Raw genomic sequence first — 26,309 nt, forward strand, 5'->3', positions numbered from 1 at the left:
GCAAGATGGCGAAAGTAATCGTGGTCACATCGGGTAAGGGCGGCGTCGGCAAGACTACGTCGACCGCCGCGCTCGGTGCGGCGTTGGCGCAGCGAAACGAGAAGACGGTCGTCGTGGATTTCGACGTCGGCCTGCGCAATCTCGACCTTGTCATGGGTGCCGAGCGCAGGGTCGTCTATGACCTCGTAAACGTCATTCAGGGCGACGCCAAGCTGCCGCAGGCGCTGATCCGCGACAAGCGGCTGGAAACGCTCTATCTGCTGCCGGCATCGCAGACCCGGGACAAGGACAGCCTGACGGCGGAGGGCGTCGAGCGGGTGATGGCCGACCTGAAGAGGCACTTCGACTGGATCATCTGCGACAGCCCGGCCGGAATCGAGCGGGGTGCGACGCTCGCGATGCGCCACGCCGACATGGCAGTGATCGTGACCAATCCCGAAGTCTCGTCGGTTCGTGATTCGGATCGCATCATCGGGCTCCTGGACTCCAAGACGGAACGGGCGGAGCGCGGAGAAAGGGTGGAGAAGCATCTGCTTCTGACCCGCTACGATGCAAACCGCGCTGAGCGGGGCGACATGCTGAAGGTCGACGACGTCCTCGAAATTCTGTCGATCCCGCTGCTCGGCATCATTCCCGAGAGCATGGACGTCTTGCGTGCTTCCAATATCGGCGCGCCGGTCACCCTCGCCGACAGCCGCAGTGCACCGGCGCTCGCCTATCTCGACGCCGCACGCCGGCTCGCCGGCGAAACTGTGCCGATCGTTATCCCGGGCGAAAAGCGCGGCCTATTCGGCAAGATATTCGGACGGAGGGCAGCATGAGCATATTCCGTTTCTTCAACAAGCAGACTTCGGCACCGACGGCACGCGAGCGCCTGCAGGTGCTGCTCGCTCATGAGCGATCCTCGGTCGGTCATTCGGACCTAGTGGCGCTTCTGAGAGAGGAGATCCTCGCCGTTCTTGCCAAGCACGTGCAGGTCGAGGGCGACAGAGTCAGCGTCAAGATGGACCGCGGCGAACAGGTCTCGACACTGGAAATCGACATCGAGATCCCGCTAACCGCTGGCGTGCGGGCGGCTTAACCACAGCCGCCCGTCGCTGTTCATCGGAAAGCGCTCCCTCAAGTGGCTCCATACTTCCTGATGGGAAGCGGAGCCACGGAAGCGATGAGAGAGTGGTCAACCGTAGAGGTTGTGCGAGGCGTTGCCACACGCTCCGTCCAAGAAAGCGCTGCTCGGGCTTGGCGTCACACTTATCCCGGAGCCCCCAAGGGCTGCCTTATGTGGGCAGTGGGGAACCTACGTCCCGTTCCTGCGGGTTCGCTCCGTCAATAGGAGCTTGTGACGGCGGCCCGTATTCGCTCTCTCGTAAACGGTAAATCATAGAGGCGTGTGCCGATGGCATTTCTGATCGCATTAGCGACCGCTGCGGCCGCCGGTCCCTGGGCCGCCTCGCCGGTGCCGAGGAACGGTTCGCCGGGGCGCTCGACGATATGCACGTCGACACGGTCGGGGACGCTGGCGAAACGTAGGATCGGGTAACTCGACCAGTCGGTGCTGGTGATCCTCGTCCTGTCGAATGCCACGGCCTCGTAGAGCGTCCAGCTGATCGATTGCAGGATGCCTCCTTCCGTCTGGTTGCGGATGCCGTCCGGATTGATGATCTCGCCGCTGTCGATTGCAGACACGGCGCGCACCACGCGAACGCGCCCGGTTTCCGGTTCGACTGCCGCCTCCACCGCAACGGCAAGATAGGCGGCGAGGTTCTTATAGCGAGCAAAGCCGAACCCACGCCCACTGTTCCTGGGCATTTGGGAGTTGTTCCAGCCGAAGCGCTCGGCAGTCAGCTCTATAACGGCACGCGCACGCGGATCCTCCATGTGGCGCAGCCGGAATTCGACGGGATCGACTTTGGCCATTAAAGCCAATTCATCGATCGTGCTTTCGATTGCAAAGACATTGGCATAGGCGCCCAGCGCCCGCAGCGCGGATACGCGTACCGGCATGTCCGGCAGGAAATGCCAAAGCACGCGCCTGTTCGGGATCGTGTAGAGCGGATTGGCATTCCGGTCACCATTGCCGGATGGGCTGATGTTGAGCTTGGCCGGCTTCGGCTGAAACGGCTGCGCTTTGTGCCGCGCTGCTAGCAGCGCGCCGGCCCCGCCGGGTCGGGTTGAGTGGGTGTTGCTCCACAGGTCGTAGGCCCAGCTAGCGATCTTGCCTTGATCGTCGAGTGTTGCGCGCACTTTCATGAGCATCGCAGGCCCGTAAGGTTCCCAACTGTGTTCCTGCTCCCGCATCCACTGGACCCGGACCGGTCTGCCGGGAAGCTTGGTAGCAATGAGCGCGGCATCTGCCGCGGCGTCGTCGGCGCCGTTATGTCCGTAACATCCGGACCCTTCCATGTGGACGACGCGAACCCTGTCTTCTGGCATGGCCAGCATCTCGGCGATCGCGGCGCGGTCGGGAAAGACGCCCTGCGTATGGGACCACACGTCCAATATCCCATTCGGTTTCATCTGGGCGACGGCGCAGGACGGGCCGATCGAGCCATGAATCTGATAGGGCCGCGTATAGGTTGCCTCGAAGATCTGGCCATTGGACGAGAGGACGCCCGCCTCGGCAACTGTACCCACCTTGCGCTCCAGTCTTTGCAGTTCCGCCGGCAGATCGGTTTGGTCGGGAAGCGTCTCCTTTTCCTGCCATCTCGCGGCCGCAGCGAGCGCCCGCATGGCGTTGACCGCCTGGAACTCCTTCTCGGCGACGACAGCGAGAAAATTGCCGTCGCGGACGACCGACACGATCCCCGGCATTGCTTCAGTCGGGCCTGTTTCGAGTTCTGTCAGTTCCGCCGCTGGGCTCGGGGGAAGAACGACACGCGCATGCAGCATGCCATCCAAGCGCAGATCGTGCACATAGGCGGCAGCGCCGGTCACCTTCGCTGGAATATCGATGCGAGGCAGCGACTTGCCCATGACCCGGAATGTGCCGGGCTGCTTCAAGGCCGACTGCGGCTGCGCCTCCACGTGCAGCATCTGTCCGGAAACTAGCTCTCCGTAGGTCAGGCTTCTCCCGTCGCTCGCTAGCACAGATCTATTCTCGGCTTTAAGCTCCGTTGCGGCCACGCCGAAGCGCTTCGCGGCTTCTGCCAGGAGTAGCGCGCGCACCTGTGCTGCGGCGTTCCTGATGGCCGTGCCGCTGTTTTGCATCGACTGGCTGCCGGCCGTGAATCCCTCGTCAGGCGAGCGTCCGGTATCTGCTGTCACAAGCTGGATGTCCGCGGGGGCTAGCTCCAGCTCCTCGGCGGCAACTTGCAGGAGCGCAGTGCGGACGCCCTGGCCAAGCTCCGCCTTGCCGGTGAAGACGGTAACCGAATTATCAGCATCGATCCGAATCCAGGAATCGAGGAAACGGTCGTCATCAAGGCTGCCTGGCAAGGACCCGGGCGGCGTCGGCGGTGTCGCCGGCGGGGGCTCCTGGGCAAATGCGCGGGCGAGCGAAAAACTGACAACGAGCGCGCCGGTGCCGGCGATGACGCTGCGACGGCTGATCTCTCCTTGAAGGATGCTCATCAGCCTGTCCTCCCTTTATCGGAACCGGGCAAGGAGGCGGCCTGCATCAATTCGCCTGCCCGGCGGGTCGCTGCCAGGATCCGCATGTGGGTTCCGCAACGACAGAGATTGGTCGCTAGCGCGTCGCGGATTTCCTCGTCGCTAGGCTGCGCGTTCCGGCGTAAGAGGGCATGAGCACTCATCATCATGCCAGGGATGCAGTAGCCGCACTGCGCTGCCTGCAATTCGATGAATGCCTGCTGCAATGGCCCGGGCTCCTCAAGCGTGCCCAATCCTTCGACCGTCGTGATTTCGCGCGCTTCCATGAGCATGATCGGCACCATGCAGGAAAGCACCGCCTCGCCGTCCACCACCACGGTGCAGGAGCCGCACTGCCCGAGCCCGCAGCCGTATTTGGCGCCGTTCAAGGCCAAGTCATCGCGCAGGACGTAGAGCAGCGGTGTCGCCGGGTCGGCGTCGATCTGATGCGGGCTGCCGTTGACCGTCAGCGATGTCGTCATAACTCCTCCTCGGCGCCGACATTGTGCGGCGCCCTTTCTATGCCGTCCGATGGTCGGATTGTGACCTTGTACTCACCGGAGCGGGTATCTGCGGTGAGTTCCGCGAGCCCACTCCATGGCGCCTCCTCGGAAAACCGTTCGCGCATATAGGCGAGCAGATCGGCCATCTGCTGATCATTCAATAAATGCTGGAAGGCCGGCATGACCGCGCTTGCCTCGCCGTCTGCCGGCGGCAGGCCGAACAAGACGACGTTGACGATGTTTTGCGGGTTGGGTGCATTGACGGCCGTGCTGAGGGCGAAATTCAGGCCGCCGAAGGGCTGCCGCCGCCGGCCTTCATGGCAACTTGCGCAGGCAGCAAGGTAAATCGCCTCGCCGGGATGACCACCGGACGCGCTAATGAGAGAACTCTGACTGTCGGCCGCCTGCTCAAGGCGATCCCCTTCGAACTGTTCAATCAATCCTTTCGCTCTTTCGGCGCGTTCGGGCGTGGGATCCCCCATGATGGAAGCGACGTAAGTGGAGATCGCCACGACATCGCTGTCCGGAATCCGCGAGAGATTGCCCGTCACCTCTGCCATTGGTCCGCGCGAGACGCCGTGGAATTCATGCCAGCCGTTGCGGAGGTAGAAGGCGATGCTTTCTTCGTTCCATGGAATGGGTGCCTTGGAATTGCCGTTGATCGCGTAAGCTTGCCAGCCTTCCGCCTCGCCGCCGCCAAAATGCCGATCGCGATCCTCGGCGCCGAACGCGTTGCGCGGTGTATGGCAAGCGCCGCAGTGGCCGAGACCCTCGGTAAGATAGCGCCCGCGGTTCCATGCCTCGCTTTGGCCGGTATCCGGTTCGAACTCGCCGCTTTCAAGGGATAGCAGTTTCCAGGCGGCAAGAATCGGGCGGAACTGAAGAGCGAATGGGAGGTCGTTCTTCGGGGCTTCGGCCTTCACTGCCGCACGGGTCATGAGAAAGGCGTAGAGGGCCCGATTGTCCTCTGCCGTCACATGCGTGAAGTGGTCGTAGGGAAAGGCCGGGTAGAGGTGCTTGCCTTGCCGATTGACGCCCTCGCGCATGGCGCGCTCGAAGGCGGCTTCACTCCAGCCGCCAATGCCCGTCTCCCGATCGGGGGTAATATTGGTGGAGTGAATCGTGCCGAAGGGCGTCGGCACGGCAAGGCCGCCGGAAAACGCCGGTTTGCCGGGAACGGTGTGGCAGGCAATGCAATTGCCGAGCGCAGCCAGTTGCGCCCCCTTTGCGATGAGCTCGGGAGCGAAATCCGCCTCCGCCGCCGAGGCATCCCTTGGGATTTCAGAACGCCACGCGAAAAGCAGGAAAACGATCACAGCCAAGAATACAGCCGCTACGGAAACGATCGCCGCCCTCAATGCCCACACCGCAGATCTCCGCCGAATCGCACAAAACGCCACAGCCCGCCGATCTGTTCCAGGATGCGGCTGACGTCGGGGAGATCACTTCCCCAACACCAGCCGATTTGCCGGCATTCGTCGCTTGGGCCGGGCTGCGTTACTCAATGGGGGCTGGCGGTCGGCCGAACGACGATCTCGCTGACGTCGACGTCTGCCGGCTGGCTCACCGCATAGAGGATCGAATTAGCCACCGCCTCCGGGCAAATTGTGATAGCGCGCCACGCCTTCATTGCCTCACGAGCCGTCGCATCGCTGATCGTATCGGCAAGCTCCGATGTCGTCGTGCCCGGGGAGATGATCGTCACGCGGATGCGGTCGGTTTCCTGTCGTAGACCATCCGAGATGGCCCGTACGGCGAACTTGGTGGCGCAATACACGGCGGCGGTCGGTGAGACACGATGACCACCGACCGACGAAAGATTGATGATGTGGCCTGAGCCTTGCCGATCCATGATCGGCAAGGCGGCGGCAATGCCGTAGAGAACACCCTTGATGTTCACGTCCACCATAAGGTCCCATTCTTCCACCTTGAGTGCCCCAAGCGGCGAAAGGGGCATGACGCCCGCATTGTTGACGATCACGTCGAGCCGGCCGAATTGCGACCGGGCCTCCTGAGCGAAGGCCCCGACGTCCAGGCGGCTCGTTACGTCCAACGTCTTCGCATGCACCGAGCCGGGTCCTACGGGGATCACTTCAGGGCAAACATACGCGTCGGTGCCGTCGAACTCGTCGGCGCCGAAAGCTACGTGCATGGCACGCTGCTAAAGGGTGAGCCCCCGATCTTCCATGTCCCCGGTCGCTCGCGCATCGCCATGGATGATGAGGTCGAGGTCGTCGCCCCACCGGAAAGTTTGCACTGCTTCGATGCCACAGTCGGGCGTCTATGAGAGCTAGCCTCTGCGCCGGTTTATGGCCGACTTAAGAAACAGGGTCGTACCCGCCACTCGTGCGGCGCGTCGTCGTCTAACGATTGATCAGCCAGAGGATCACCGAAAGCGCAATGCTGAAAAGCAGCCCGGTAGTGATCGGGAGGTAAATGGTGAAATTCCCGCGTTGGATCAGGATGTCGCCCGGAAGCCTCCCAATACCAAAACGCGAGAGCCATGGCCAGAGAACACCGAGCGCAACGATAACAAGACCGATGATGATGAGGATTCGGGACATGGTGCACCCATCTGCATGTCACAATCGGAACGATAGATCTACGACAGTACCGACCCGAAGTCCAACGTGCCAGGAAGCGCCCTAACATCCTGGCGATCGAGTTGGCTCAGAGGTCGAGGCAGCCCTCTCGGACGCGGATGTCCGGTGAGATCGTCGCGCTCCTCCATTTAGGAACAAACCGGGCACGCGGTGGTTCGGGCCCGCAAACAAAAGAAACATAAGGAGGAATAACCATGGCAGATGACTGGTATGGACGAGAGAGGCGCGACCGTCGAGATCGTGAAGGCTGGCGGACCCGGGAACGTGACCGTGAAGAACGTGAAGAAAGAGGCATGTACGGCTCATTGCGCGAACCCTACCGCGGCGACAGGCTCGGCTATGATGACAGGCGGCAGCGGTCCGGTTACGACGCCGGCGGTCGCCAGACATGGTCCACCGACGAACTCGGCTATTCCGACCGCGGCTATAATGCAGGCGGCTATCGCACTGGCTACTATGGCGAGCGGGGAAACCCTGACTTTGCCGGTTGGGCAGAGGCGCTAGCGACCTTCGATCCCTATGAGAACCGCCCCGGTTTCCAAAACCGGTCCGGTCAGGAAGGCTGGCCCGGCGGTCAGCGGGGCCGTCGCGAGATGGGGCAATTCAGTGGCAAAGGACCGCGCGGCTACACCCGTTCCGACGACCGCATCAAGGAAGATGTCAACGATCGCCTGACGGACGATCCCTGGCTTGATGCTTCCGACATCGAAGTTGCAGTTTCGGGTGGCGAAGTTACGTTGACAGGACATGTATCGAACCGGCAGGACAAGCGCAGAGCCGAGGACTGCGCAGAGGCCGTCTCGGGTGTCTCGTATGTTCAAAACAACCTTCGCATCAGATCGCAAGCTGAAAGCACCGCTTCGCCGGTTTCTTCGTCGATGACCTGACCCTCTACAGCGTCGTGCGTCTTTTCAGACGCACAACGTCGCTGTAGCACGTTGAACTGCTGCATGGTTTTATCCTCAAGTCGGTTCCGATTTGAGGAACCATGCAGGAGCGAAACATGTGCGTTGGACACCTGCGGGACGGCGCCTGAGCCTGCTATTTCGGCAGCTTCGATAAGAAGTCCAAAAACTCCTGTCGATCGGGATAGGAGGCCTGAGCACCCATTCTTGTAACGGAAATGGAGGACGCCGCTACGCCCCACCGCGCAGCTTCCACAGGACGGCGGCCCTCATAAAGGGCGGCTGCCAAAGCACCGACGAAGGCATCGCCCGCACCCGTCTTGTCGACGACCTCCACTTTGGGGGCCGCAAGCATGGACATCTCGCCTTGGTGGCAAAAAACACAGCCGCCCCGCGACAGCTTCACGCAGACAATGTCCACGCCGCGTTCGTGCAGTTCTTTCGCCGCGTCCGCCGCATCCTCCTCCGTAACGATCTTCCTCTCGAGAAGACCCTCCGCCTCCGTCTGATTGGGGGTGATCGCGTAGAAGCGCCGAAGCAGCGAGAGGTCGATTTCTTCCGGAAATGTCGGATCTACCAGGATCCGGAATCCACGTTGTTCAGCGCTCGTGAACGCCACCTCCAGAACGTTTCTCGAAGTTTCGAAGTCGGCGATCAGGATAGAATTGTCCGCCGCGGTCAAAATGGTCTTGTGCACGAGTTCGATCGCTGATGCGTCCCAAAGCATATTCGCGTTGGATGCGCAAAGCATGGTTTTGTTGCCATCTTTCGGAACTGCGACGATCGCTATGCCGGTGGGAGCTTCGTTCGTGATGGTGACACCGGAGAGCTCCATGCCGGCACTGCGAAGTGGTTGAAGAGCTATGTCGGCGTAGTGGTCAGAGCCCACTCGACCGAGCAGAATGGTCGGCGCGCCCATTCGATGCGTGAAGAAGGCGGCATTTGCGCCCTTTCCGCCCGGGCGCTCGGCGAAACCGCCTGTTCGGATCGTTCCCTGATCCCTGAGGGAACGAAAATTCCTGAACTCGAGATCGGCATTGATACTGCCGATGGATAGAATAACCGGTGCTCCCATGAAACCTGACGTGAGCCTAAAGGCTTGTTGGCTGCTTTAATCTTTCGGGCGATGCGGGACCCGGGCGGGCGATGCGGGACCCGGGGCTGTCACGGCCAAACCACGCAAGCGGCGATATGTTTCATCTTGTGCTAACGGGAAGGCACCAGAGCGAAATAATGTCCCACACGAACTCGCTTCGACGCGGCTTTCAAGGCCACGAGGGCAGGGACCCGGTGGTAAGAGCTGTTTGAAATTCCTCAATCACCGACTGCTCACGACCGAGATAGCGCGGCGAAAAATGCATTGGAACGGCTCTTGAAACGCGCGCCGCTGCGGCAATCGTTCCTGCCTGAAAGGCGGTCAGATGGCGTTTTGATGCGGCGATTGCCTTATCCTCTTCGAGAAAGCCGCCTTCGATGAAGAGGTAGTCCGCGCCGCGCGCCAGTACCAGCAATTTGTCGACGTTCACCTTCGAGAAGGCGAGATCCGTTGCGTATACCACACGCTCGCCCGGACCTGTGACAAGCACTTCAGCGGACAGAAGGTCTTTCAGTTGGACCGCATGGTTCTCCTTAACTGTGACCATCACGCTCGGGTCCGCTTCCGCCCTGACCAGGCGCTTGGCCTCAGTCAGCCAGGGGCCAACAGGAAGACCAAGCTGGTCCAGCCTCGCCTTGTGAACATTTACCCGCAAGCTCTCCTGAAATGCAAATGCGAGACATGGAATGCCGTGGTCGAGTTCTACCGCTTCGATCTGAAAATCCGGCTCGACCAGCAGGAGCCCGCGGGGCATCACCTCGATACCGAGCGGCTCGCGGAGAAAGCGGTTGCGTGCTCGGAATTGGCTGCGAACGGTATTGTCGTTGAGGTTCCAATCTGCTGCGACAATCGAGAAATCCTCGGATGTCTCGTCCAGGAGGTTCCATGTATAGGCTCGGAGCTTGGCCTCGACGGCATCAGTCAGGCCGGGCGGGCCGAAGATGTGAACTCTTGCGATGCGACGAAGGAAAAGCCGGAGAAGCTTATCGAACCCGACGAAGTGATCCATGTGCATGTGCGACACGAAAACGTGGCGAACTCTGAAAAGTGTTCGGCCCGGAAGTCGGGACAGGTCGCCGAGATCAAACAGGATTGCACGGCCACCAAAGCTGAAGTCGAGAAGCAGCCCAGCGTCGCCGAATGCATCATTCGCCAGTTTGGGCTGAACGAACAAAACCACAATTCGCTCCGGTGTCTCAGTGTCTCTACGCCTGGCGACACAATTGCGCCTGGGACAAATTGTTCCGGTTTGCCGTCCAAAGAGAAGAAGAGCAGGAGTGCGCTCTTCGGGAAAAAGTTTGCTCCCTCACTTGTTTGGAGCCTCGTAGTTCAAGAGGCCGCCATGCAAAATCCTCCCCCCAAAGCTCTATCACGCTGTCGTTGCGGATGACGGTCCGCTCAACGGAGCCGACGGCTCGGCCCTTGAGCTCAAGCACGGCAAGATTGTTTCACCGGACGGCAGGACGGCGAACTCGGAAATGTCGGCACCGCGGCGGCGATTGCAAGCGCCGTCTACCATGCCACAGGCAAGCGAATCCGAGATCTCCCGATCAGGATTGAACATCTGGTTTAGCAAGGGCGTAAGGCCAGCGGTCAGGTCCAATCGGATGAAGACATGCGCCATTCGGCGACTTCTCGATCAATCCTCAAGTCACGCGAATTCCACGTTCATGCGCACGAGGTTTTCCCAAAGGCTCTCGGCAAAACCGCGCAAGACCATGATCTCGAAAGCCGCGACGTCGACGCGGGTGAGATGCACGGAGATATGCCCAAGCAAGGTCGTGGTCGAATTGCCGACCGGGAACATGCGAAGGTCGAGATCGACCGCCGTGCCCTTGGCGAGCGTTCGCTCGACCATGGCGCCCTCCAGCCGAATGCGTACGCGTCCATGGCTCTGGTCGACGGCCGCCGCATGCGGCTTGAGTCCGGTCGCGATCGTCGTGAATTCGCTGTGAGAAAGCGGCGTATCCCCAACGATGAACCATTGTCCGGGACCCGCAGAACGCACGGCATGGGGGGAAGCGCCCGCGTTTTTTCCAAGCAGCATCTTCGACAGGTCCGGCCCCTGCGGGCTCCCGAGAACTTGAACGACGTGTCCCTCCGGCATGGCCGTCATTGCGACGCCTCGCGGTGCCGGTTTGACTGCCGAGCCGAGCGCCGGGCGAAGTGCAATGCGGAATTCAGACATGGAGCCTCTCGTTGGCGGGATCGATGAAGGTCGGGTGACAGAGGGCGGCGGGCGTATATTCGCCTTTCAGGCCGTTCCAGACGATGACTTCCTCGCCGATTCGTTCCGGGCCACGCTTGACGAGCGCCAAGCCGATGGTCGAGCCGACATGCGGGGAGAAAGCGCTCGATGTGACATAGCCCTGATCGTTTTCGAGCGTCGACTGCGCGCCCTTTTCCAGAATGTGCGAGCCGGTCTTGAAGGACGTGGATGGATCGAGAGGCCGCACGCCGACGAGACGCAGCCGATCGGCGGCCTTGAGACCCTCGCGCTCCAACATTGCCTTGCCTATGAAGTCGACCTTCGTGGCGGAGACCATCCGGCCAAAGCCAAGATCACTCGGGACGACTGTGCCGTTGATTTCGGAATGGGTCACATGGCCCTTCTCTATGCGAAGCACACCGAGCGCTTCGGTGCCATAGGGCTGAATACCGTATCGAGCGCCCGCATCGAGCAGGACGTCGGCGATGCTCTCCGCAGCGCCGGCGGGGACCGCGAGCTCGTAAGCGAGTTCGCCCGAGAAGGAGATGCGGAAGAGGCGTCCGTGCAGCCTGCCGCCGCAGAGCGGGACATTCTTTGCCGCAAGGAACGGAAACGCTGCATTGGAGATGTCCGCGTCGATGATCTTTTCCATCACGAGCCTGGATTTCGGTCCGGCGATCGCCATCTGCGCCCACTGATCGGTAACGGACGCAAGCCGCACATCGAGGTCGGGCCAGAGCGCCTGCGTGCAGAATTCGAGATGGCTCATCACCCCCGCCGCATAGGCGGTGGTCGTCGTCATGAAGAAGTGTTCCTCCCCGAGACGACTCGTCGTGCCATCATCATAGATGAAGCCATCTTCGCGAAGCATGATACCGTAACGGGCCCTTCCGACCGGTAGCTTCGAAAAAGCATTGCAATAGACCCGATCCAGAAACTCCCCCGCGTCCTTGCCGAAAATCTCGATCTTGCCGAGCGTCGACACATCGCAGAGCCCGACATTCTGCCGAACGTTGAGAACTTCGCGATCCACACTTTCGCGCCAGACCTTCTCGCTGGCGCGGGCGAACCAGGCAGAGCGATACCAGAGCCCGGCTTCGGTGAAGATCGCCCCCTTGTTCTTCGCCCAGTCATGAAGCGGCGACTTGCGGACCGGCTGAAAGTCATGGCCGGAATGCGTACCGGTGAGCGCCCCGAACGACACGGGCGTGTAGAAGGGGCGGAACGTTGTGGTCCCAACTTCAGCAGGCGAAACGCCGCGGGCTTCGGCGAGAAGACCGATCGCGTTCACATTCGACAGCTTGCCCTGGTCGGTCGCCATGCCGTTCGTCGTGTACCGCTTGGCCAGTTCGACATGACCATAGCCTTCGCGAGCCGCAAGGCCGAGGTCTTTCAGATGCACGTCGTTCTGAAAATCGACGAAAGCCTTACCGTTGATGCCGGGTATCGCCCATAGCGGCTTTGCCGGACGGCTGTCCTTGTCCGCCTCGATATTTGCGAAAGTGGCTGGCCGGCAGGGAAATCCGAGATCGCCGAGATATGCTGCCGCTTGCGCAGCACCCTGGTCGAGGCAAGCGGCAAGTCCGCTCGTCGCGGCCGCGGCACCGGCGACGCCGAGCCCTTTGAGGCCATCCGGGGCGAGGAAGCAGGCATCTTCCTCAGACCAGATCGGCTTGGCGCCCCGGTGGCAGGCGAGGTGTATGATCGGGCTGAAACCGCCCGACATAGCGAGCGCATCGACCGCTATGGTTTGCGTGCGGCCGTCGCTCCGCACGTCGATCCCCGAAACCGACTTGCCGCCTCTCGTTCGGCAAACGACCGCGCCCGCGATCAGGCGTGCTTTGCCTTGGTAGCCGATACTCGCCGAGGTGCGGGTATCAACAATGGCAACGACGTCAACGCCGGCTGCTTCAAGATCACGCGCGAGAACATATCCGCTGTCGTTTGAGGTGAAGACGGCCGTCGCCTTTCCGGGGGCAACGCCGTACCGATTGAGGTAGGCGCGCATGGCCCCCGCCATCATCACGGCCGGGCGATCATTGCCGCCGAAGATGAGCGGGCGTTCTTCCGCTCCCGTCGCCAGCAGCGCCTGCCGGGCGACGATCCGCCAAAGCCGTTCGGTCGGCAGATTGTCTTCTGGTTCGCGGATATGCTTTTGGACGCGCTCGACCGCACCGAAAATATTGCCGTCATACCAACCAAAGGCCGTCGTCCTCGTCATGAGCCGGACGTTCGGCATGGATTGCAGCTCGGCGATTATTTCACCAGCGAATTCGCTCGCAGGCTTGCCATCGATTGTCGCCGTGTCGAAGAGCAGAGAGCCGCCGGGCATCGAGCCCTCGTCGAGGAGGATGACCCTGGCGCCGGCGCGTCCTGCAGTCAGCGCTGCGGCAAGACCTGTCGGGCCGGCGCCTATGACGAGCAGGTCACAATGCGCCCAGCTTTTCTCATAGCTATCCGGGTCCGGCTCATACGTCGCCTTGCCGAGACCGGCCGCCTTGCGGATGAGAGGCTCGTAAAGCTTTTCCCAAAGCGGTGCCGGCCACATGAATGTCTTGTAGTAGAAGCCGGCGCTGAGAAACGGCGACAGGAGGCCGTTCAGCGCGCCGACGTCGAAGTCGAGCGATGGCCACCGGTTCTGGCTCCTGGCTTCGAGGCCGTCGTAAAGCTCCTGTACGGTGGCGCGCGTGTTCGGTTCGGTGCGACCGCCGCTGCCAATGGTGACAAGCGCGTTCGGTTCGGCAGCACCCGCGGTCAGAATGCCGCGCGGGCGATGATATTTGAAGCTGCGGCCGACGAGCAACCGGCCATTCGCAAGCAGTGCGGAGGCGAGCGTATCGCCTTCAAAACCCTGCATCGGCTTCCCGTCGAAGGTGAAGGAGAGTGGTGCGCGGCGATTGACGAGGCCGCCTTTGGCGAGGCGATAGGGCGTCATGGCCGAGCTTCCGTTTCTTTTGCAAGCGCCGCATCGTGGCACGTCTCGACTTCGTGGCTGACCGTGTCGCGCGTTATCACCAACCAGCGACGGCAGCCGGATGTGTGGTGCCAATATTCCCGATGGCATCCCCTCGGATTGTCGCGGAGATAGACATAGTCCATCCATGCCTTCGTGCCGGCATCGCTGGCCGGGCGAGGCAGAACCGCACCCTGGATCGTGAACTCTTCCCTGGGCCGAGCGCCGCAGTGAGGGCATGAAATGATGCTTGCCACGCTTTAATATCCTCTGGTGGGGTCTGCTAGTGAAGGTTGGGCTGGGCGCCTACGCCCTTTTCATCGATGAGAAAGCCTCTTTCGAAGCGGTCGAGGCGAAAGGCCTCGGCGGTCCGGTGCGGCTGATCGCGGGCAATCAAATGGGCAAAACAGTAGCCGGAGGCGGGGGTCGCCTTGAAGCCGCCATAGCACCAGCCGGCATTTAGATAGAGATTATCGAAAGACGTCCGGTCGATGATCGGTGAGCCGTCCATGCTCATGTCCATGATGCCGCCCCACGAACGCAGTACCCGTACGCGCGACAATGACGGGATCATCGCTTTGCCGGCTTCGGCCACGTGTTCCACCGTCGCCAGATTGCCGCGCTGCGCGTAGGAGTTGTAACCGTCGATGTCGCCGCCGAAGACGAGCCCGCCCTTGTCCGATTGCGAAACGTAGAAATGACCGGCGCCGAAGGTCACGACGCAGTCGATGAACGGCTTCAGCCCTTCCGAAACAAAAGCCTGCAGCACGTGGCTCTCGATCGGCAGACGCAGGCCCGCCATCGCCGCGACCTGCGAGGAATTGCCTGCGGCCGCAAGCGCGAGCTTGCCGCAGCCGATGAAGCCTTTGCTCGTTTCGACGCCGATGACGAGGCCGTTTTCCTGCCGAATTCCTCTCACTTCGCAGTTCTGGATGATGTCGACGCCCGTTCGATCGGCGCCACGCGCATAACCCCAGGCAACGGCGTCGTGGCGGACCGTGCCGCCGCGCCGCTGGATCAGGCCACCTTGGATCGGAAAACGGGCATTGTCGAAATCCAGAAAAGGCAGGATCTCTCGCACAGCGGCGCGGTCGAGCAGTTCGGCGTCTACGCCATGTAAAAGCATCGCGTTGCCGCGGCGCGTGTAGGCGTCACGTTGGGCATCGGTGTGGTAAAGATTGAGCACGCAGCGTTGCGACACCATGGCGTTGAAGTTGAAATCACGTTCCAGCCCCTCCCAGAGTTTCATGGAAAGCTCGTAAAACGGATTGTTGCCCGGCAGCAGATAATTCGATCGGATGATCGTCGTGTTGCGCCCGACATTGCCCGAGCCGACATAATTTTTCTCGAGCACGGCAATGTTTTTGAGCCCGAATTCCTTGGCAAGATAGTAGGCTGTTGCGAGGCCGTGGCCGCCAGCGCCGACGATCACCACATCGTAATGAGATTTCGGCTGCGGGTTTCTCCATGCCGGGCGCCAGGCGCGATTGCCGGTGAGGCCGTTCAACAGGATGGAGAGAGCCGAATAGCGCATCGAAAGCGTCCCTTGAAAGTCTTCGCCCTTGATAAAGCACTGTGAATTGATTGAATTGCACCTGAGAGACGAATTTCTACATGAATGGGCCGCGGGTGATCGACGCGAAAAATATCCAGCACATGGGCTTTGTCCTGGTCCCGAATTTCGCGCTGATGTCCTATGCATCGGCGAGCGAGCCGCTGCGCGCCGCGAACCTCATTGCCGGCCGCAATCTCTATGCGGTGAGACCCTTGTCCGTCGGAGGCAAACCCGTCGTCAGTTCTTCCGGCATTGTCGTCGACTGCGACGATGTGAACGTTAAGGCGGCGCATTTTCACACGGTGTTCGTCTGCGCCGGCGGCGGACCTGCGGACTGGAGCGATTCGGCCGCTCTCCATCCGGTTCTGCGCAGGCTCGCCCGCGAAGGCGTACGGATCGGTGGCATCTCCAGCGGCGCCTTCATCCTCGCGGCGGCCGGTCTCCTCAACAATCGTGATTTCACCATCCACTGGGAACATGCGCCGGTGTTGAGGGAGGCATTTCCTGATCTCAGTCCGCGTCAGGCGCGCTACGTGCTCGACGGCGATCGCATCACCTGCGGCGGTGGTGTTGCGCCGCTCGACATGATGCATGCTCTGATTTCAGAGCGGATGGGCTCGCATTTCGCCCGCCGCGTCAGCGACTGGTATCTTCATACCGCCGTTGCGGAGCCGGCCGATCCGCAGCGCGCCTCGGCGGCCGAACGCTTCGGCACGACGCACCCGGCGCTATTGGCCATTCTCGAAAAGATGGAAGCGACGATCGAACAGCCGCTTGGCCGCGGCGCCATGGCACGCTTTGCCGGCATCAGCCCGCGTCATCTCGACAGGCTTTTTGCCGAACACCTCCAGTCGGGTTTTCTGGAAACCTACAGGCAGACGCGGCTACGCCATGCAAGACGGCTACTTGAGCAAAGCCCGCTATCGATCGCAGAGATCGCGTTTGCAACCGGCTTCTCAAGTCCAGGGCATTTTTCGCGCGCGTTCAAGGCGTTCTTTGCCCAGACGCCAGCGCGGTGCCGTCGCTCAGACTTTCTTCTCAGTTGATGAAATTTTCCTTTGAGGATAATTATCGGCTTTTCAGGCGATGAGAGTGAAATGACCGAAAACAACAAGCCGGACCTAAACCCTAACCAGGTGCTATCGCAGGATCCCCACGCGGTGAGGGAGCCGAGGGAAAACAATCTCGAACTGGCGATCGGCCATGAAGTCCGCGCCTATCGAAAGAAACTCGGCCTGACCGTGACCGACCTTTCCGCCGCAACAGGAATGTCGGTGGGCATGCTGTCGAAGATCGAAAACGGCAATATCTCGCCGTCGCTGACGACGCTGCAGGCGCTTTCGCGCGCGCTCGGTGTGCCGATGACCGCCTTCTTCCGCCGTTTCGAAGAGCCTCGCCGGGCAACCTTCGTCAAGGCGGGAGAGGGTATGAACATTGAGCGCCGAGGCACCCGCGCCGGCCACCAGTACAGCCTCCTCGGGCACATCGACAACAACACCAGCGGCGTGATCGTCGAGCCCTACCTCATCAAGCTGACGGCCGAGTCCGATGTCTTCCCAACCTTTCAACACGAAGGCATGGAGTTCCTCTACATGCTGGAGGGCGAGGTCGTGTACCGGCATGCCGAGAAACTTTACACCATGCAGCCGGGCGACACCCTGTTCTTCGATGCCGATGCACCGCACGGGCCCGAAGAGCTCGTTAGGCTGCCTGCCCTGTACCTGTCGATCATCTCCTACCCGCAACGGCGGAGCGGTGAAGGTTAAGGCAGCAGAAATTGCCTTAGAAGAAAATTATATTCCTGTGGGTTGATTGTATCGATCCGCTCTGTTAGCACTTGCAGCATCGACAACGGAGATGGGGCCATGTGCGGCATTGTTGGATTGTTCTTGAAGGACCGGAGCCTCGAACCTCAGCTCGGCGCGCTGCTTTCGGATATGCTCATCACCATGACGGACCGTGGTCCGGATTCCGCGGGCATCGCGATTTACGGTGCGCCGGCACCGGGCAAGACCAAGATCACGCTCCAATCCGCCACTCCAGGCCCTGACTTCACCAAGCTCGAAGGCGCGCTCGCGGAAGTCGGCCTTCGCGCCTCGGTCACAGTCAAGAACACCCATGCCGTCCTCGAAGTCGACGCCGGCCAAGGGGAGGAGACCCGTGCGGCGCTTGCTCGCCTGCGGCCTGGCATCCGTGTCATGGGATCGGGCGACAGCGTCGAGATCTATAAGGAGACGGGCCTCCCGAAAGACGTGGTCTCACGCTTTGACGTGCGATCGATGGGCGGTACCCACGGCATCGGCCATACGCGCATGGCAACCGAGTCTGCCGTAACGACGCTCGGTGCCCACCCATTTTCCACCGGCGCCGACCAGTGCCTCGTCCATAATGGCTCGCTCTCGAACCATAACAATCTGCGCCGCGAACTCGTGCGCGAAGGCATGATCTTCGAAACGCAAAACGACTCTGAGGTCGCGGCTGCCTATCTGACTGCGGAAATGGCAAAGGGCAAGGATCTCGGTCAGGCGCTGGAGAGTGCGCTGGACGATCTCGATGGCTTCTTTACCTTCGTCGTCGGCACGAAATCGGGGTTCGGCGTCGTGCGCGACCCGATCGCCTGCAAGCCCGCCGTAATGGCCGAGACGGATCAATATGTCGCCTTTGGTTCGGAATACCGTGCGCTCGTCAATCTGCCTGGTATCGAGAAGGCCCGCGTCTGGGAGCCGGAGCCTGCCACGGTCTACTTCTGGGACCATGAGAAAGCCGCCTGAACAGGCAATTGACCCATCACAAGGACTACCACCCATGCCTGTTATCGATCTTGCCATCACGCCCCTGCGTGACCTCAACAGTGCCCTCCATGCCATCCCCCAAGGCTCGAACGACATTGCGTTCGAAGTCGTCAATCCGCGCGGCAGTCATGCCGTCGCCGTCGGGATCGACGCGCCCGTCACCGTCGATGTGAAGGGATCCGTCGGCTACTATTGTGCCGGCATGAACGATGGCGGCTCGGTGACGGTTCACGGTTCGGCAGGTCCGGGCGTCGCCGAGAACATGATGTCGGGAAAGGTGGTGATCGAGGGCGATGCCAGCCAGTACGCCGGGGCCACGGGGCGGGGCGGCCTGCTCGTTATCAAAGGCAATGCGGCGTCGCGCTGCGGCATTTCGATGAAGGGCATCGACATCGTCGTGCACGGTAGTATCGGCCACATGTCAGCCTTCATGGGCCAGTCCGGGCACCTCGTCGTCCTTGGCGATGCCGGCGAGGCGCTGGGCGATTCCCTCTACGAAGCCAAGCTCTTCGTCCGCGGAACGGTCAAGAGCCTCGGATCGGACTGCATGGAGAAGGAGATGCGGCCGGAACACCTCACGAAACTCGCGGAGCTCTTCGAAATGGCGGGCATCACGGGAGTGAGACCGGAGGAGTTCAAGCGCTATGGGTCGGCGCGCAAACTTTACAACTTCAACATCGACAATGCCGACGCCTATTGAGCGCGAAAGGGTTTAGATCATGTCTTACCACAATCCCTATACGCCGCCGCGCAAATCCGCGACCTTCGACGACTACACGCTTGCTGAAATCCGCCGCGCGGCCGCCACCGGAATTTACGACATCCGGGGCGCCGGCACCAAACGCAAGGTTCCGCATTTCGACGATCTCCTCTTCCTCGGCGCATCGATTTCCCGGTACCCGCTCGAGGGTTACCGTGAAAGATGCGACACGTCCGTCGTTCTTGGTACGCGCTTCGCCAAGAAGCCGATCCGACTGAAAACGCCGATCACGATTGCCGGTATGAGTTTTGGCGCACTTTCCGGTCCAGCTAAGGAAGCGCTTGGGCGCGGCGCGACAATTGCCGGCACCTCGACCACCACCGGCGACGGGGGCATGACGGACGAGGAGCGCGGCCACAGCGAAACGCTGGTCTACCAATATCTGCCGTCCCGCTACGGGATGAACCCGAAGGACCTGCGCCGCGCCGATGCCATCGAAGTGGTTGTCGGCCAGGGAGCCAAGCCCGGTGGCGGTGGCATGCTGCTCGGGCAGAAGATTTCCGACCGTGTCGCCGAGATGCGCACCCTGCCGAAGGGCATCGACCAGCGTTCCGCCTGCCGCCACCCGGATTGGACGGGCCCGGACGATCTGGAGATCAAGATCCTCGAACTGCGCGAGATCACCGATTGGGAGAAGCCGATCTATGTCAAAGTCGGCGGCGCGCGCCCCTACTACGACACGGCCCTGGCGGTAAAAGCTGGAGCAGACGTGGTCGTGCTCGACGGCATGCAAGGGGGCACGGCAGCGACGCAAGATGTCTTCATCGAGCATGTCGGCATGCCGACGCTCGCCTGCATCCGGCCGGCGGTCCAGGCGCTCCAGGACCTCGGCATGCACCGCAAAGTCCAGCTCATCATCTCGGGTGGCGTTCGCTCCGGCGCGGATGTCGCTAAGGCGCTGGCGCTCGGCGCGGATGCGGTCGCGATCGGTACCGCGGCCCTGGTGGCACTCGGTGACAACGACCCGCGCTGGGAGGAGGAATATCAAAAGCTCGGTACCACAGCCGGGGCCTATGACGACTGGCACGAGGGCAAGGACCCAGCCGGCATCACCACGCAGGATCCGGAACTCATGAAGCGGCTTGACCCGATCGCCGCCGGCCGCCGGCTTGCCAATTTCCTGAAGGTGATGACGCTGGAGGCGCAGACGATTGCGCGTGCCTGCGGCAAGAACCATCTGCACAATCTGGAGCCGGAGGATCTCTGTGCGCTGACAATCGAAGCATCGGCGATGGCCCAGGTGCCGCTCGCCGGCACGAGCTGGATCCCGGGCAAGGGAGGGTTCTGAGCCCGTCTGCTGTGCCCGATCATTTGGGAGGATGGCGGGCGATCCTTACGAAAGCAAAGTGTCTGATAATCCAAAGGGGAACCACGTGACACTAGATCTCTCAAGCTACGCCGAAGAGCACGGCGTCAAATACTTCATGATCAGCTATACGGACCTTTTCGGCGGACAGCGCGCCAAACTGGTTCCGGCAGAAGCGATCGCCGATATGCAGAGGGATGGCGCGGGGTTCGCCGGTTTCGCGACCTGGCTCGATCTGACGCCCGCACATCCCGATCTGTTCGCGGTTCCCGATGCCTCCTCGGTCATCCAGCTTCCCTGGAAGAAGGAGGTTGCCTGGGTTGCCGCCGATTGCGTCATGGATGGCGCGCCCGTTGAACAGGCACCCCGCGTCGTGCTGAAAAGACTTCTTGCCGAAGCCACCCGGGAAGGCTTGCGCGTCAAGACCGGCGTCGAAGCCGAATTCTTTTTGATATCTCCGGACGGATCGAAGATCTCCGATGAATACGATACGGCAGAAAAGCCCTGCTACGATCAGCAGGCGGTCATGCGCCGCTACGATGTGATTGCAGAGATCTGCGATTACATGCTCGAACTCGGCTGGAAGCCCTACCAGAACGACCATGAGGACGCGAATGGCCAGTTCGAGATGAACTGGGAATATGACGATGCGCTGAAGACCGCGGACAAGCATTCCTTCTTCAAGTTCATGGTGAAATCGGTGGCGGAAAAGCATGGGCTGCGCGCCACCTTCATGCCGAAGCCGTTCAAGGGGCTGACCGGCAATGGCTGCCATTGCCATATTTCCGTCTGGGACACCGAGGGGGAGGTGAATGCCTTTGCGGATAAGGCCGCCGAGTTCGGGCTTTCGGCGCAGGGCCGGACCTTCCTGGGCGGCATCATGAACCACGCCAGCGCGCTCGCCGCGGTCACCAATCCGACGGTGAATTCCTACAAGCGCATCAATGCGCCGCGCACGATTTCTGGCGCAACCTGGGCGCCGAACACGGTCACCTGGACCGGCAACAACCGCACCCATATGGTGCGCGTACCAGGCCCCGGCCGTTTCGAACTGCGCCTGCCTGACGGCGCCGTCAACCCGTATCTGCTGCAGGCCATCATCGTCGCGGCTGGCCTTTCCGGCATACGCTCCAAGGCCGATCCCGGTCCGCACCATGATATCGACATGTACAAGGACGGTCACACGGTGACCGATGCGCCGAGGCTGCCGCTCAACCTGCTCGATGCGCTTCGCGAATACCAGAAGGATGAAGTGCTGCAGGAGGCGCTTGGACGGGAGTTTTCGGCCGCCTATCTCAAACTGAAGTACAGTGAATGGAACAGCTACTGCTCTCAATTCAGCAGGTGGGAGCACGAGACGACGCTCGACATTTGAGCTGATGGCGACGGCGCCCGAGGCCGGTCCGGAATTTGCGTCAATTGACGCGTGACGGGCCACCCCGTGTCGCGTGCTTGAAAGATGGAACGACGGACATGAACAAGTTCATCTTAACCGTATCCTGCAAATCGACGCGCGGGATCGTGGCGGCCATTTCCGGCTATCTCGCCGAACAGGGCTGCAACATCATCGACAGCTCGCAGTTCGACGATCTCGGCACAGGCCGCTTTTTCATGCGCATCAGCTTCATCTCCGAGGAGGGAGCCGGCCGCGAGACGCTCGAAAAGGGCTTCGCGCCGATCGCCGAGAAATTCGCCATGGAAGCCGAGATGCGTGATGCGAATGAGCGCATGAAGGTGCTGTTGATGGTGTCGCGGTTCGGCCACTGCTTGAACGACCTGCTCTACCGCTGGAAGATCGGCGCGCTGCCGATCGATATCGTCGGCGTCGTCTCCAACCATTTCGACTACCAGAAGGTGGTCGTCAACCACGACATCCCCTTCCACCACATCAAGGTGAGGAAGGAGAACAAGCCGCAGGCCGAGGCGCGGCTGATGGAGATCGTCGAGCAGAGCGAGGCCGAGCTGATCGTGCTCGCCCGCTACATGCAGGTGCTGTCCGACCCGCTCTGCAAGAAGATGTCGGGGAAAATCATCAACATCCACCATTCCTTCCTGCCGAGCTTCAAGGGCGCCAATCCGTACAAGCAGGCCTATGAGCGCGGCGTCAAGCTGATCGGCGCGACGGCGCACTACGTCACCGCCGATCTCGATGAGGGCCCGATCATCGAGCAGGACATCGCCCGCATCACCCATGCGCAGAGCGCCGAGGACTATGTGTCGATCGGCCGCGACGTCGAAAGCCAGGTGCTGGCGCGCGCCGTGCACGCCCATATCCATCGGCGCTGCTTCATCAACGGCAACCGCGTCGTCGTCTTCCCGCCGAGCCCCGGCAGCTATGCCTCCGAGCGCATGGGCTGACTACAGTCCGGCCGGTGTTGAAGCCAAACAGCCCGTTCGCAGATGCGGACGGGTTTGTCTTTTGCCACGCCTGAAGGAACGGCCTCGCGTGTTGCGGAAGGCGAGGATGCAAACCGGGAGTCCATTTTTGCCCGATCATCGAATGCTCCCAGTCTACGGGTCGGCCGCCTTTCGCCGGCCGCAAGAACCATGCTTGACATCACGATATTATGGCATACCATAGTACGTAATATAGATATGGAGACTGCCATGCCGATCGAAATCCGCAAAACGCTCTTGCAAGTCGAGACGACGCTGATTGAGGGCGGCAAGGCTGCGCCAGTGCCTCTGAAGCTCTATTCGGCGATTGCCGTTATAAAAAATCCTTGGGCAGGCAGCGGTTACGTTGACAACCTGAAGCCAGAGATTCACGCCTGCGCCCCGGTACTCGGAGAACTGCTGACGAAGATGATCATCGAGGCGGTGGGCTCGGGCGAAGCCGTCGAGGCTTATGGCAAGTCGGCGATCGTCGGCCTTGATGGCGAGCTAGAGCACGCTTCGGCCCTGATCCATACACTCCGCTTCGGCAATCACTACCGCCACGCGGTCGGCGCCAAATCCTATCTCGCCTTCTGCAACATACGCGGCCCCGCGAATGCTCCCGTGATGATCCCGTTGATGGACAAGAACGATGAGGGCCGGCGCTCCCATTATCTGACCATCCAGACGTCGATCCCGGATGCTCCGGCCGCCAACGAGATCGTCGTGGCGCTTGGTGCCTCGGTCGGGGGTCGCCCGCATCACCGGATCGGCGATCGCTACCAGGATCTGAAGGAACTTGGACAGGACGTCGCCAATCCGGCCGGCGTCTGACGCCTTCGACTTCGGGAATAAAAAAGATGTTTCACGAAGATCTGACGCAACGGGGAAGCTTTCGTGCCGAGCGCTTGGTAACGGCGAATGGCGCCGCCTATGTCGAGGTCGGCACTGGCGAACCGCTCGTCCTCGTTCATGGTGTCGGCATGCGGCTCGAGGCCTGGGCACCGCAGCTCACCGCCCTTTCGGCGAAGAACCGGGTGATCGCCGTCGACATGCCTGGCCATGGCGAAAGCGGCAAGCTTGAGACCGGCGCACGCCTTGAGGATTTCGTCGCCTGGCTTGGCGTCTTTCTCGATGACCTGCGACTTGATGGCGTCAGCCTCGCCGGTCACTCGATGGGTGCGCTGATTTCCGGCGGAGCCGCCGCGACCTTCGCCGATCGCATTCGTCGGGTGGCGCTTCTGAATGGCGTCTACCTGCGCGATCCTGCCGCCAAGGCTGCTGTCATTGCCCGGGCGCGTACGATCAGCAGCGGCACCGTCGATGTCGATGGCCCCTTGAGGCGCTGGTTCGGCGAAGGCAGCGAGAGGTCGTCCGCCTACCGTTCGACGCGCAGTTGGTTGCAAGCAGTCGATCCCGATGCTTACGCGACGGCGTACAATGCTTTCGCCCACGGTGACGACGTTTATGCGGAATGCTGGTCCAAGGTAAATTGCCCGGCGCTGTTTTTGACCGGCTCGCAGGACCCGAATTCGACGCCTGAAATGGCCCATGCCATGGCCGATGCTGCGCCGCGCGGCTGGGCTCACATCGTCGAAGGGCATCGCCATATGGTCAACCTGACCGCGCCGGAGCTGGTGAACGAGCTCCTTGCAGACTGGCTTTCACGAGGAGGAGAAACGTCATGACGACAGCCTCTTTCGATCCGCGCGCACTGCGCGATACCTTTGGTGCGTTTCTGACCGGCGTAACCGTGGTCACCGCAAAGGATGTCACGGGATCGCCGATCGGCTTCACCGCCAATTCCTTCGCCTCCGTTTCCATCGATCCGCCGCTGCTGCTTGTTTGTCTTGCCAAGACATCACGCAATTTTGCGACAATGACCTCCGCGAAGGGTTTCGCCGTCAACGTCCTGTCGGAGAAGCAGATCGCCGTCTCAAACACCTTCGCCAAGCCGGTGGAAGATCGTTTTGCAACCGTCGAGTGGATGGTCGGCCCCTATGGTGCTCCGATCCTTGGCGGTGTGGCGGCATGGTTTGACTGTTCGATGCACAAGATCGTCGATGCGGGTGACCACGCCATTTTGATTGGTCGCGTCGAGGCTTTTGAAAACGGCGTCATGGCTGGGCTCGGTTTCGCGCGCGGCAGCTATGTCACGCCGGCTCTTTCCGGCAGGGCAGTTTCGGCCGCTGCCGAGGGAGCGCCGTTGATCGCGGCCGTTGTCGAGCGCAACGGCGAAGTGCTGTTGATTCCGACCGAGGATGGCCGCTGGTGCCTGCCGCAGATGCCGCTGCAGAGCGGGGGGACCCTTCGAGGGCTGCAGGATTACTTGCGTAGCGCAACCGGGTTGGGCGTGGAGGTCGGTTTCCTTTACTCGGTCTACGAGAACAAGACGTCGGGGCATCAGCACATCGTCTATCGCGCTTCCGCCGAAGCCGGAGAAAGCGGCGCCGGGCAGTTCTTTGCCATCGCCGATCTGCCGCTCGACGAGATGGACAGCCCCGCCACCGCCGACGTGCTGAAACGCTTTGCGGCCGAAAGCGTGCTCGGCAATTTCGGGATTTATGTTGGCGACGAGAAGCAGGGCAAAGTCCACCCATTCAATAAGAGGGCCTGATCGATGAAATTCTCGCTTTTCGTGCATCTCGAGCGGCTGAACCCCGGTCAGACCGACGAGAGCCTCTATGAGGAATTCGTGCAGCTCTGCGAGATCGCCGACCGTGGAGGCTTCTCCGCCATCTGGACCGGCGAGCATCATGGGATGAGCTTCACGATCGCGCCCAACCCCTTCCTCACGCTCGCCGATCTCGCCCGTCGCACACGGAACGTCCGTCTCGGCACAGGTACGGTGATTGCGCCGTTCTGGCACCCGATCAAGCTCGCGGGCGAAGCGGCGATGACCGACATCATCAGCGGCGGCCGGTTGGACATCGGCATCGCCCGCGGCGCCTATAGTTTCGAATATGAGCGGCTTTTGCCCGGGCTCGATGCCTGGGGCGCGGGCCAGCGCATGCGCGAGCTCATCCCGGCGATCAAGGGCCTGTGGGAGGGCGACTATGCACATGACAGCGAGTTCTGGAAATTCCCGCCCACCACTTCTGCCCCGAAGCCTTTGCAGAACCCGCACCCGCCGATCTGGGTGGCGGCGCGCGACCCCAATAGCCACGAATTCGCCGTCGCCAACGGCTGCAACGTTCAGGTCACCCCGCTCTGGAACGGCGATGACGAGATCGCCAGCCTGATGGACCGGTTCGAAGCCGTCTGCGCCAAGAACTCTTCGGTGACGCGGCCGAAAATCATGCTGCTGCAGCATGCCTATGTCGGCACCGACGAGGCCGATCTGGAGCAGGCGGCGAAGGAAATGAGCGTCTATTACAACTATTTCTTCGCCTGGTTCAAAAACGAAAAGCCGATCCGGCAGGGCCTGATCGAAACCATTACCGAAGAAGAGATGGCTGAGAACGCGCTGGTGGCGCCGGAGGTAATGCGCAGGAATCTGGCGGTTGGAACGACAGAAGAAGTGATCGCCAGACTGAAGACCTACGAGGCGATGGGCTATGACGAATATTCCTTCTGGATCGATACGGGCATGAGCTTCGAGCGCAAGAAGGCCTCGCTGCAGCGCTTCATCGCCGAAGTCATGCCGGCATTTGCGGAGTAGGA

General features: G+C 61.3%; 25 protein-coding genes and 1 pseudogene. 15 read left to right on the forward strand and 11 right to left on the reverse strand.

Going from position 1 to position 26,309, the window contains the following annotated elements; translation table 11 throughout:
- Window positions 1-5: 5 nt before the first annotated feature.
- Window positions 6-821, forward strand: a complete 816-nt coding sequence (minD, locus tag PYH37_RS09515; protein ID WP_280731172.1) for a septum site-determining protein MinD — start codon at window positions 6-8, stop codon at window positions 819-821.
- The gene (minE, locus tag PYH37_RS09520; RefSeq protein WP_280731173.1) at window positions 818-1,081 is read left to right on the forward strand and encodes a cell division topological specificity factor MinE; all 264 of its coding nucleotides are present in this window, start codon (window positions 818-820) and stop codon (window positions 1,079-1,081) included. The genes minD and minE overlap by 4 nt, the downstream gene beginning before the upstream one ends.
- Before the next feature lie 245 nt (window positions 1,082-1,326).
- Here minE and PYH37_RS09525 read toward each other — a convergent pair whose 3' ends face one another.
- The 4 genes and pseudogenes from PYH37_RS09525 to PYH37_RS09540 all read right to left on the reverse strand — a co-directional run.
- The gene (locus PYH37_RS09525) at window positions 1,327-3,570 is read right to left on the reverse strand and encodes a xanthine dehydrogenase family protein molybdopterin-binding subunit (RefSeq protein WP_280731174.1); all 2,244 of its coding nucleotides are present in this window, start codon (window positions 3,568-3,570) and stop codon (window positions 1,327-1,329) included.
- Window positions 3,570-4,070, reverse strand: a complete 501-nt coding sequence (locus tag PYH37_RS09530; RefSeq protein WP_280731175.1) for a (2Fe-2S)-binding protein — start codon at window positions 4,068-4,070, stop codon at window positions 3,570-3,572. The genes PYH37_RS09525 and PYH37_RS09530 overlap by 1 nt, the downstream gene beginning before the upstream one ends.
- Window positions 4,067-5,458 carry a cytochrome c gene (locus PYH37_RS09535; protein WP_280731176.1) on the reverse strand — a complete coding sequence of 464 codons (1,392 nt, stop codon included), beginning with the start codon at window positions 5,456-5,458 and terminating at the stop codon, window positions 4,067-4,069. The genes PYH37_RS09530 and PYH37_RS09535 overlap by 4 nt, the downstream gene beginning before the upstream one ends.
- A gap of 134 nt (window positions 5,459-5,592) precedes the next feature.
- Window positions 5,593-6,165 (reverse strand): annotated as a pseudogene (locus PYH37_RS09540) (SDR family oxidoreductase); the annotation flags it as partial.
- Between PYH37_RS09540 and PYH37_RS32210 the strand changes: the two are divergent.
- Window positions 6,154-6,378: a TOBE domain-containing protein gene (locus tag PYH37_RS32210; protein ID WP_342394623.1), complete on the forward strand. Its 225-nt coding sequence runs from the start codon at window positions 6,154-6,156 to the stop codon at window positions 6,376-6,378. The pseudogene PYH37_RS09540 and the gene PYH37_RS32210 overlap by 12 nt on opposite strands.
- 76 nt (window positions 6,379-6,454) lie before the next feature.
- On the opposite strand, the gene PYH37_RS09545 is transcribed toward PYH37_RS32210, so the two are convergent.
- Complete coding sequence (locus PYH37_RS09545) at window positions 6,455-6,655, reverse strand: DUF2905 domain-containing protein (RefSeq protein ID WP_280731177.1); 201 nt, start codon at window positions 6,653-6,655, stop codon at window positions 6,455-6,457.
- Window positions 6,656-6,888: 233 nt separating this feature from the next.
- Between PYH37_RS09545 and PYH37_RS09550 the strand changes: the two genes are divergently transcribed.
- Window positions 6,889-7,581 (forward strand): BON domain-containing protein, encoded by a 693-nt coding sequence (locus PYH37_RS09550; protein ID WP_280731178.1) that lies wholly within the window; start codon window positions 6,889-6,891, stop codon window positions 7,579-7,581.
- Between the two features lie 154 nt (window positions 7,582-7,735).
- Here the strand turns inward: PYH37_RS09550 and PYH37_RS09555 are convergent, their stop codons facing one another.
- The 6 genes from PYH37_RS09555 to PYH37_RS09580 all read right to left on the reverse strand — a co-directional run bounded on the left by PYH37_RS09555 (window position 7,736) and on the right by PYH37_RS09580 (window position 15,391).
- Window positions 7,736-8,674: a ribokinase gene (locus PYH37_RS09555; protein ID WP_280731179.1), complete on the reverse strand. Its 939-nt coding sequence runs from the start codon at window positions 8,672-8,674 to the stop codon at window positions 7,736-7,738.
- A 190-nt stretch (window positions 8,675-8,864) separates the two neighbouring features.
- A complete protein-coding gene (locus tag PYH37_RS09560) occupies window positions 8,865-9,875 on the reverse strand; it encodes an MBL fold metallo-hydrolase (RefSeq protein ID WP_280731180.1) in 1,011 nt (336 codons plus the stop codon).
- A 471-nt stretch (window positions 9,876-10,346) separates the two neighbouring features.
- A complete protein-coding gene (locus PYH37_RS09565; RefSeq protein ID WP_280731181.1) occupies window positions 10,347-10,883 on the reverse strand; it encodes a sarcosine oxidase subunit gamma family protein in 537 nt (178 codons plus the stop codon).
- Entirely contained in the window at window positions 10,876-13,839 is a 2,964-nt protein-coding gene (locus PYH37_RS09570; RefSeq protein ID WP_280731182.1) for a sarcosine oxidase subunit alpha, read from the reverse strand. Before PYH37_RS09570 ends, PYH37_RS09565 begins: the two co-directional genes overlap by 8 nt.
- Window positions 13,836-14,114 (reverse strand): sarcosine oxidase subunit delta, encoded by a 279-nt coding sequence (locus PYH37_RS09575; RefSeq protein WP_280731183.1) that lies wholly within the window; start codon window positions 14,112-14,114, stop codon window positions 13,836-13,838. The genes PYH37_RS09570 and PYH37_RS09575 overlap by 4 nt, the downstream gene beginning before the upstream one ends.
- A gap of 26 nt (window positions 14,115-14,140) precedes the next feature.
- Entirely contained in the window at window positions 14,141-15,391 is a 1,251-nt protein-coding gene (locus PYH37_RS09580) for a sarcosine oxidase subunit beta family protein (RefSeq protein WP_280731184.1), read from the reverse strand.
- Between the two features lie 80 nt (window positions 15,392-15,471).
- Here PYH37_RS09580 and PYH37_RS09585 point away from each other — a divergent pair, with 80 nt between their 5' ends.
- The 11 genes from PYH37_RS09585 to PYH37_RS09635 all read left to right on the forward strand — a co-directional run bounded on the left by PYH37_RS09585 (window position 15,472) and on the right by PYH37_RS09635 (window position 26,307).
- A complete protein-coding gene (locus PYH37_RS09585; protein WP_280731185.1) occupies window positions 15,472-16,458 on the forward strand; it encodes a GlxA family transcriptional regulator in 987 nt (328 codons plus the stop codon).
- A gap of 51 nt (window positions 16,459-16,509) precedes the next feature.
- The gene (locus tag PYH37_RS09590; protein ID WP_280731186.1) at window positions 16,510-17,178 is read left to right on the forward strand and encodes a helix-turn-helix domain-containing protein; all 669 of its coding nucleotides are present in this window, start codon (window positions 16,510-16,512) and stop codon (window positions 17,176-17,178) included.
- 99 nt (window positions 17,179-17,277) lie between these two features.
- A complete protein-coding gene (locus PYH37_RS09595; RefSeq protein WP_280731188.1) occupies window positions 17,278-18,183 on the forward strand; it encodes a class II glutamine amidotransferase in 906 nt (301 codons plus the stop codon).
- A 34-nt stretch (window positions 18,184-18,217) separates the two neighbouring features.
- A complete protein-coding gene (locus tag PYH37_RS09600; protein ID WP_280731189.1) occupies window positions 18,218-18,904 on the forward strand; it encodes a GltB/FmdC/FwdC-like GXGXG domain-containing protein in 687 nt (228 codons plus the stop codon).
- 19 nt (window positions 18,905-18,923) lie between these two features.
- Window positions 18,924-20,252 carry an FMN-binding glutamate synthase family protein gene (locus PYH37_RS09605; RefSeq protein WP_280731190.1) on the forward strand — a complete coding sequence of 443 codons (1,329 nt, stop codon included), beginning with the start codon at window positions 18,924-18,926 and terminating at the stop codon, window positions 20,250-20,252.
- Between the two features lie 85 nt (window positions 20,253-20,337).
- Window positions 20,338-21,645, forward strand: coding sequence for a type III glutamate--ammonia ligase (gene glnT / locus PYH37_RS09610; protein WP_280731191.1), 1,308 nt, complete (start codon window positions 20,338-20,340; stop codon window positions 21,643-21,645).
- Window positions 21,646-21,743: 98 nt separating this feature from the next.
- Window positions 21,744-22,628 (forward strand): formyltetrahydrofolate deformylase, encoded by an 885-nt coding sequence (gene purU / locus PYH37_RS09615; RefSeq protein ID WP_280731192.1) that lies wholly within the window; start codon window positions 21,744-21,746, stop codon window positions 22,626-22,628.
- A 249-nt stretch (window positions 22,629-22,877) separates the two neighbouring features.
- Complete coding sequence (locus PYH37_RS09620) at window positions 22,878-23,480, forward strand: amino acid synthesis family protein (protein WP_280731193.1); 603 nt, start codon at window positions 22,878-22,880, stop codon at window positions 23,478-23,480.
- 26 nt (window positions 23,481-23,506) lie between these two features.
- Window positions 23,507-24,334 (forward strand): alpha/beta fold hydrolase, encoded by an 828-nt coding sequence (locus PYH37_RS09625; protein WP_280731194.1) that lies wholly within the window; start codon window positions 23,507-23,509, stop codon window positions 24,332-24,334.
- Window positions 24,331-25,263, forward strand: a complete 933-nt coding sequence (locus PYH37_RS09630; RefSeq protein ID WP_280731195.1) for a flavin reductase — start codon at window positions 24,331-24,333, stop codon at window positions 25,261-25,263. The genes PYH37_RS09625 and PYH37_RS09630 overlap by 4 nt, the downstream gene beginning before the upstream one ends.
- Before the next feature lie 3 nt (window positions 25,264-25,266).
- A complete protein-coding gene (locus PYH37_RS09635; RefSeq protein WP_280731196.1) occupies window positions 25,267-26,307 on the forward strand; it encodes an LLM class flavin-dependent oxidoreductase in 1,041 nt (346 codons plus the stop codon).
- The last annotated feature ends 2 nt before the right edge of the window (window positions 26,308-26,309 follow it).

The sequence above is a fragment of the Sinorhizobium numidicum genome (genome assembly GCF_029892045.1).
Taxonomy (GTDB): domain Bacteria; phylum Pseudomonadota; class Alphaproteobacteria; order Rhizobiales; family Rhizobiaceae; genus Sinorhizobium; species Sinorhizobium numidicum.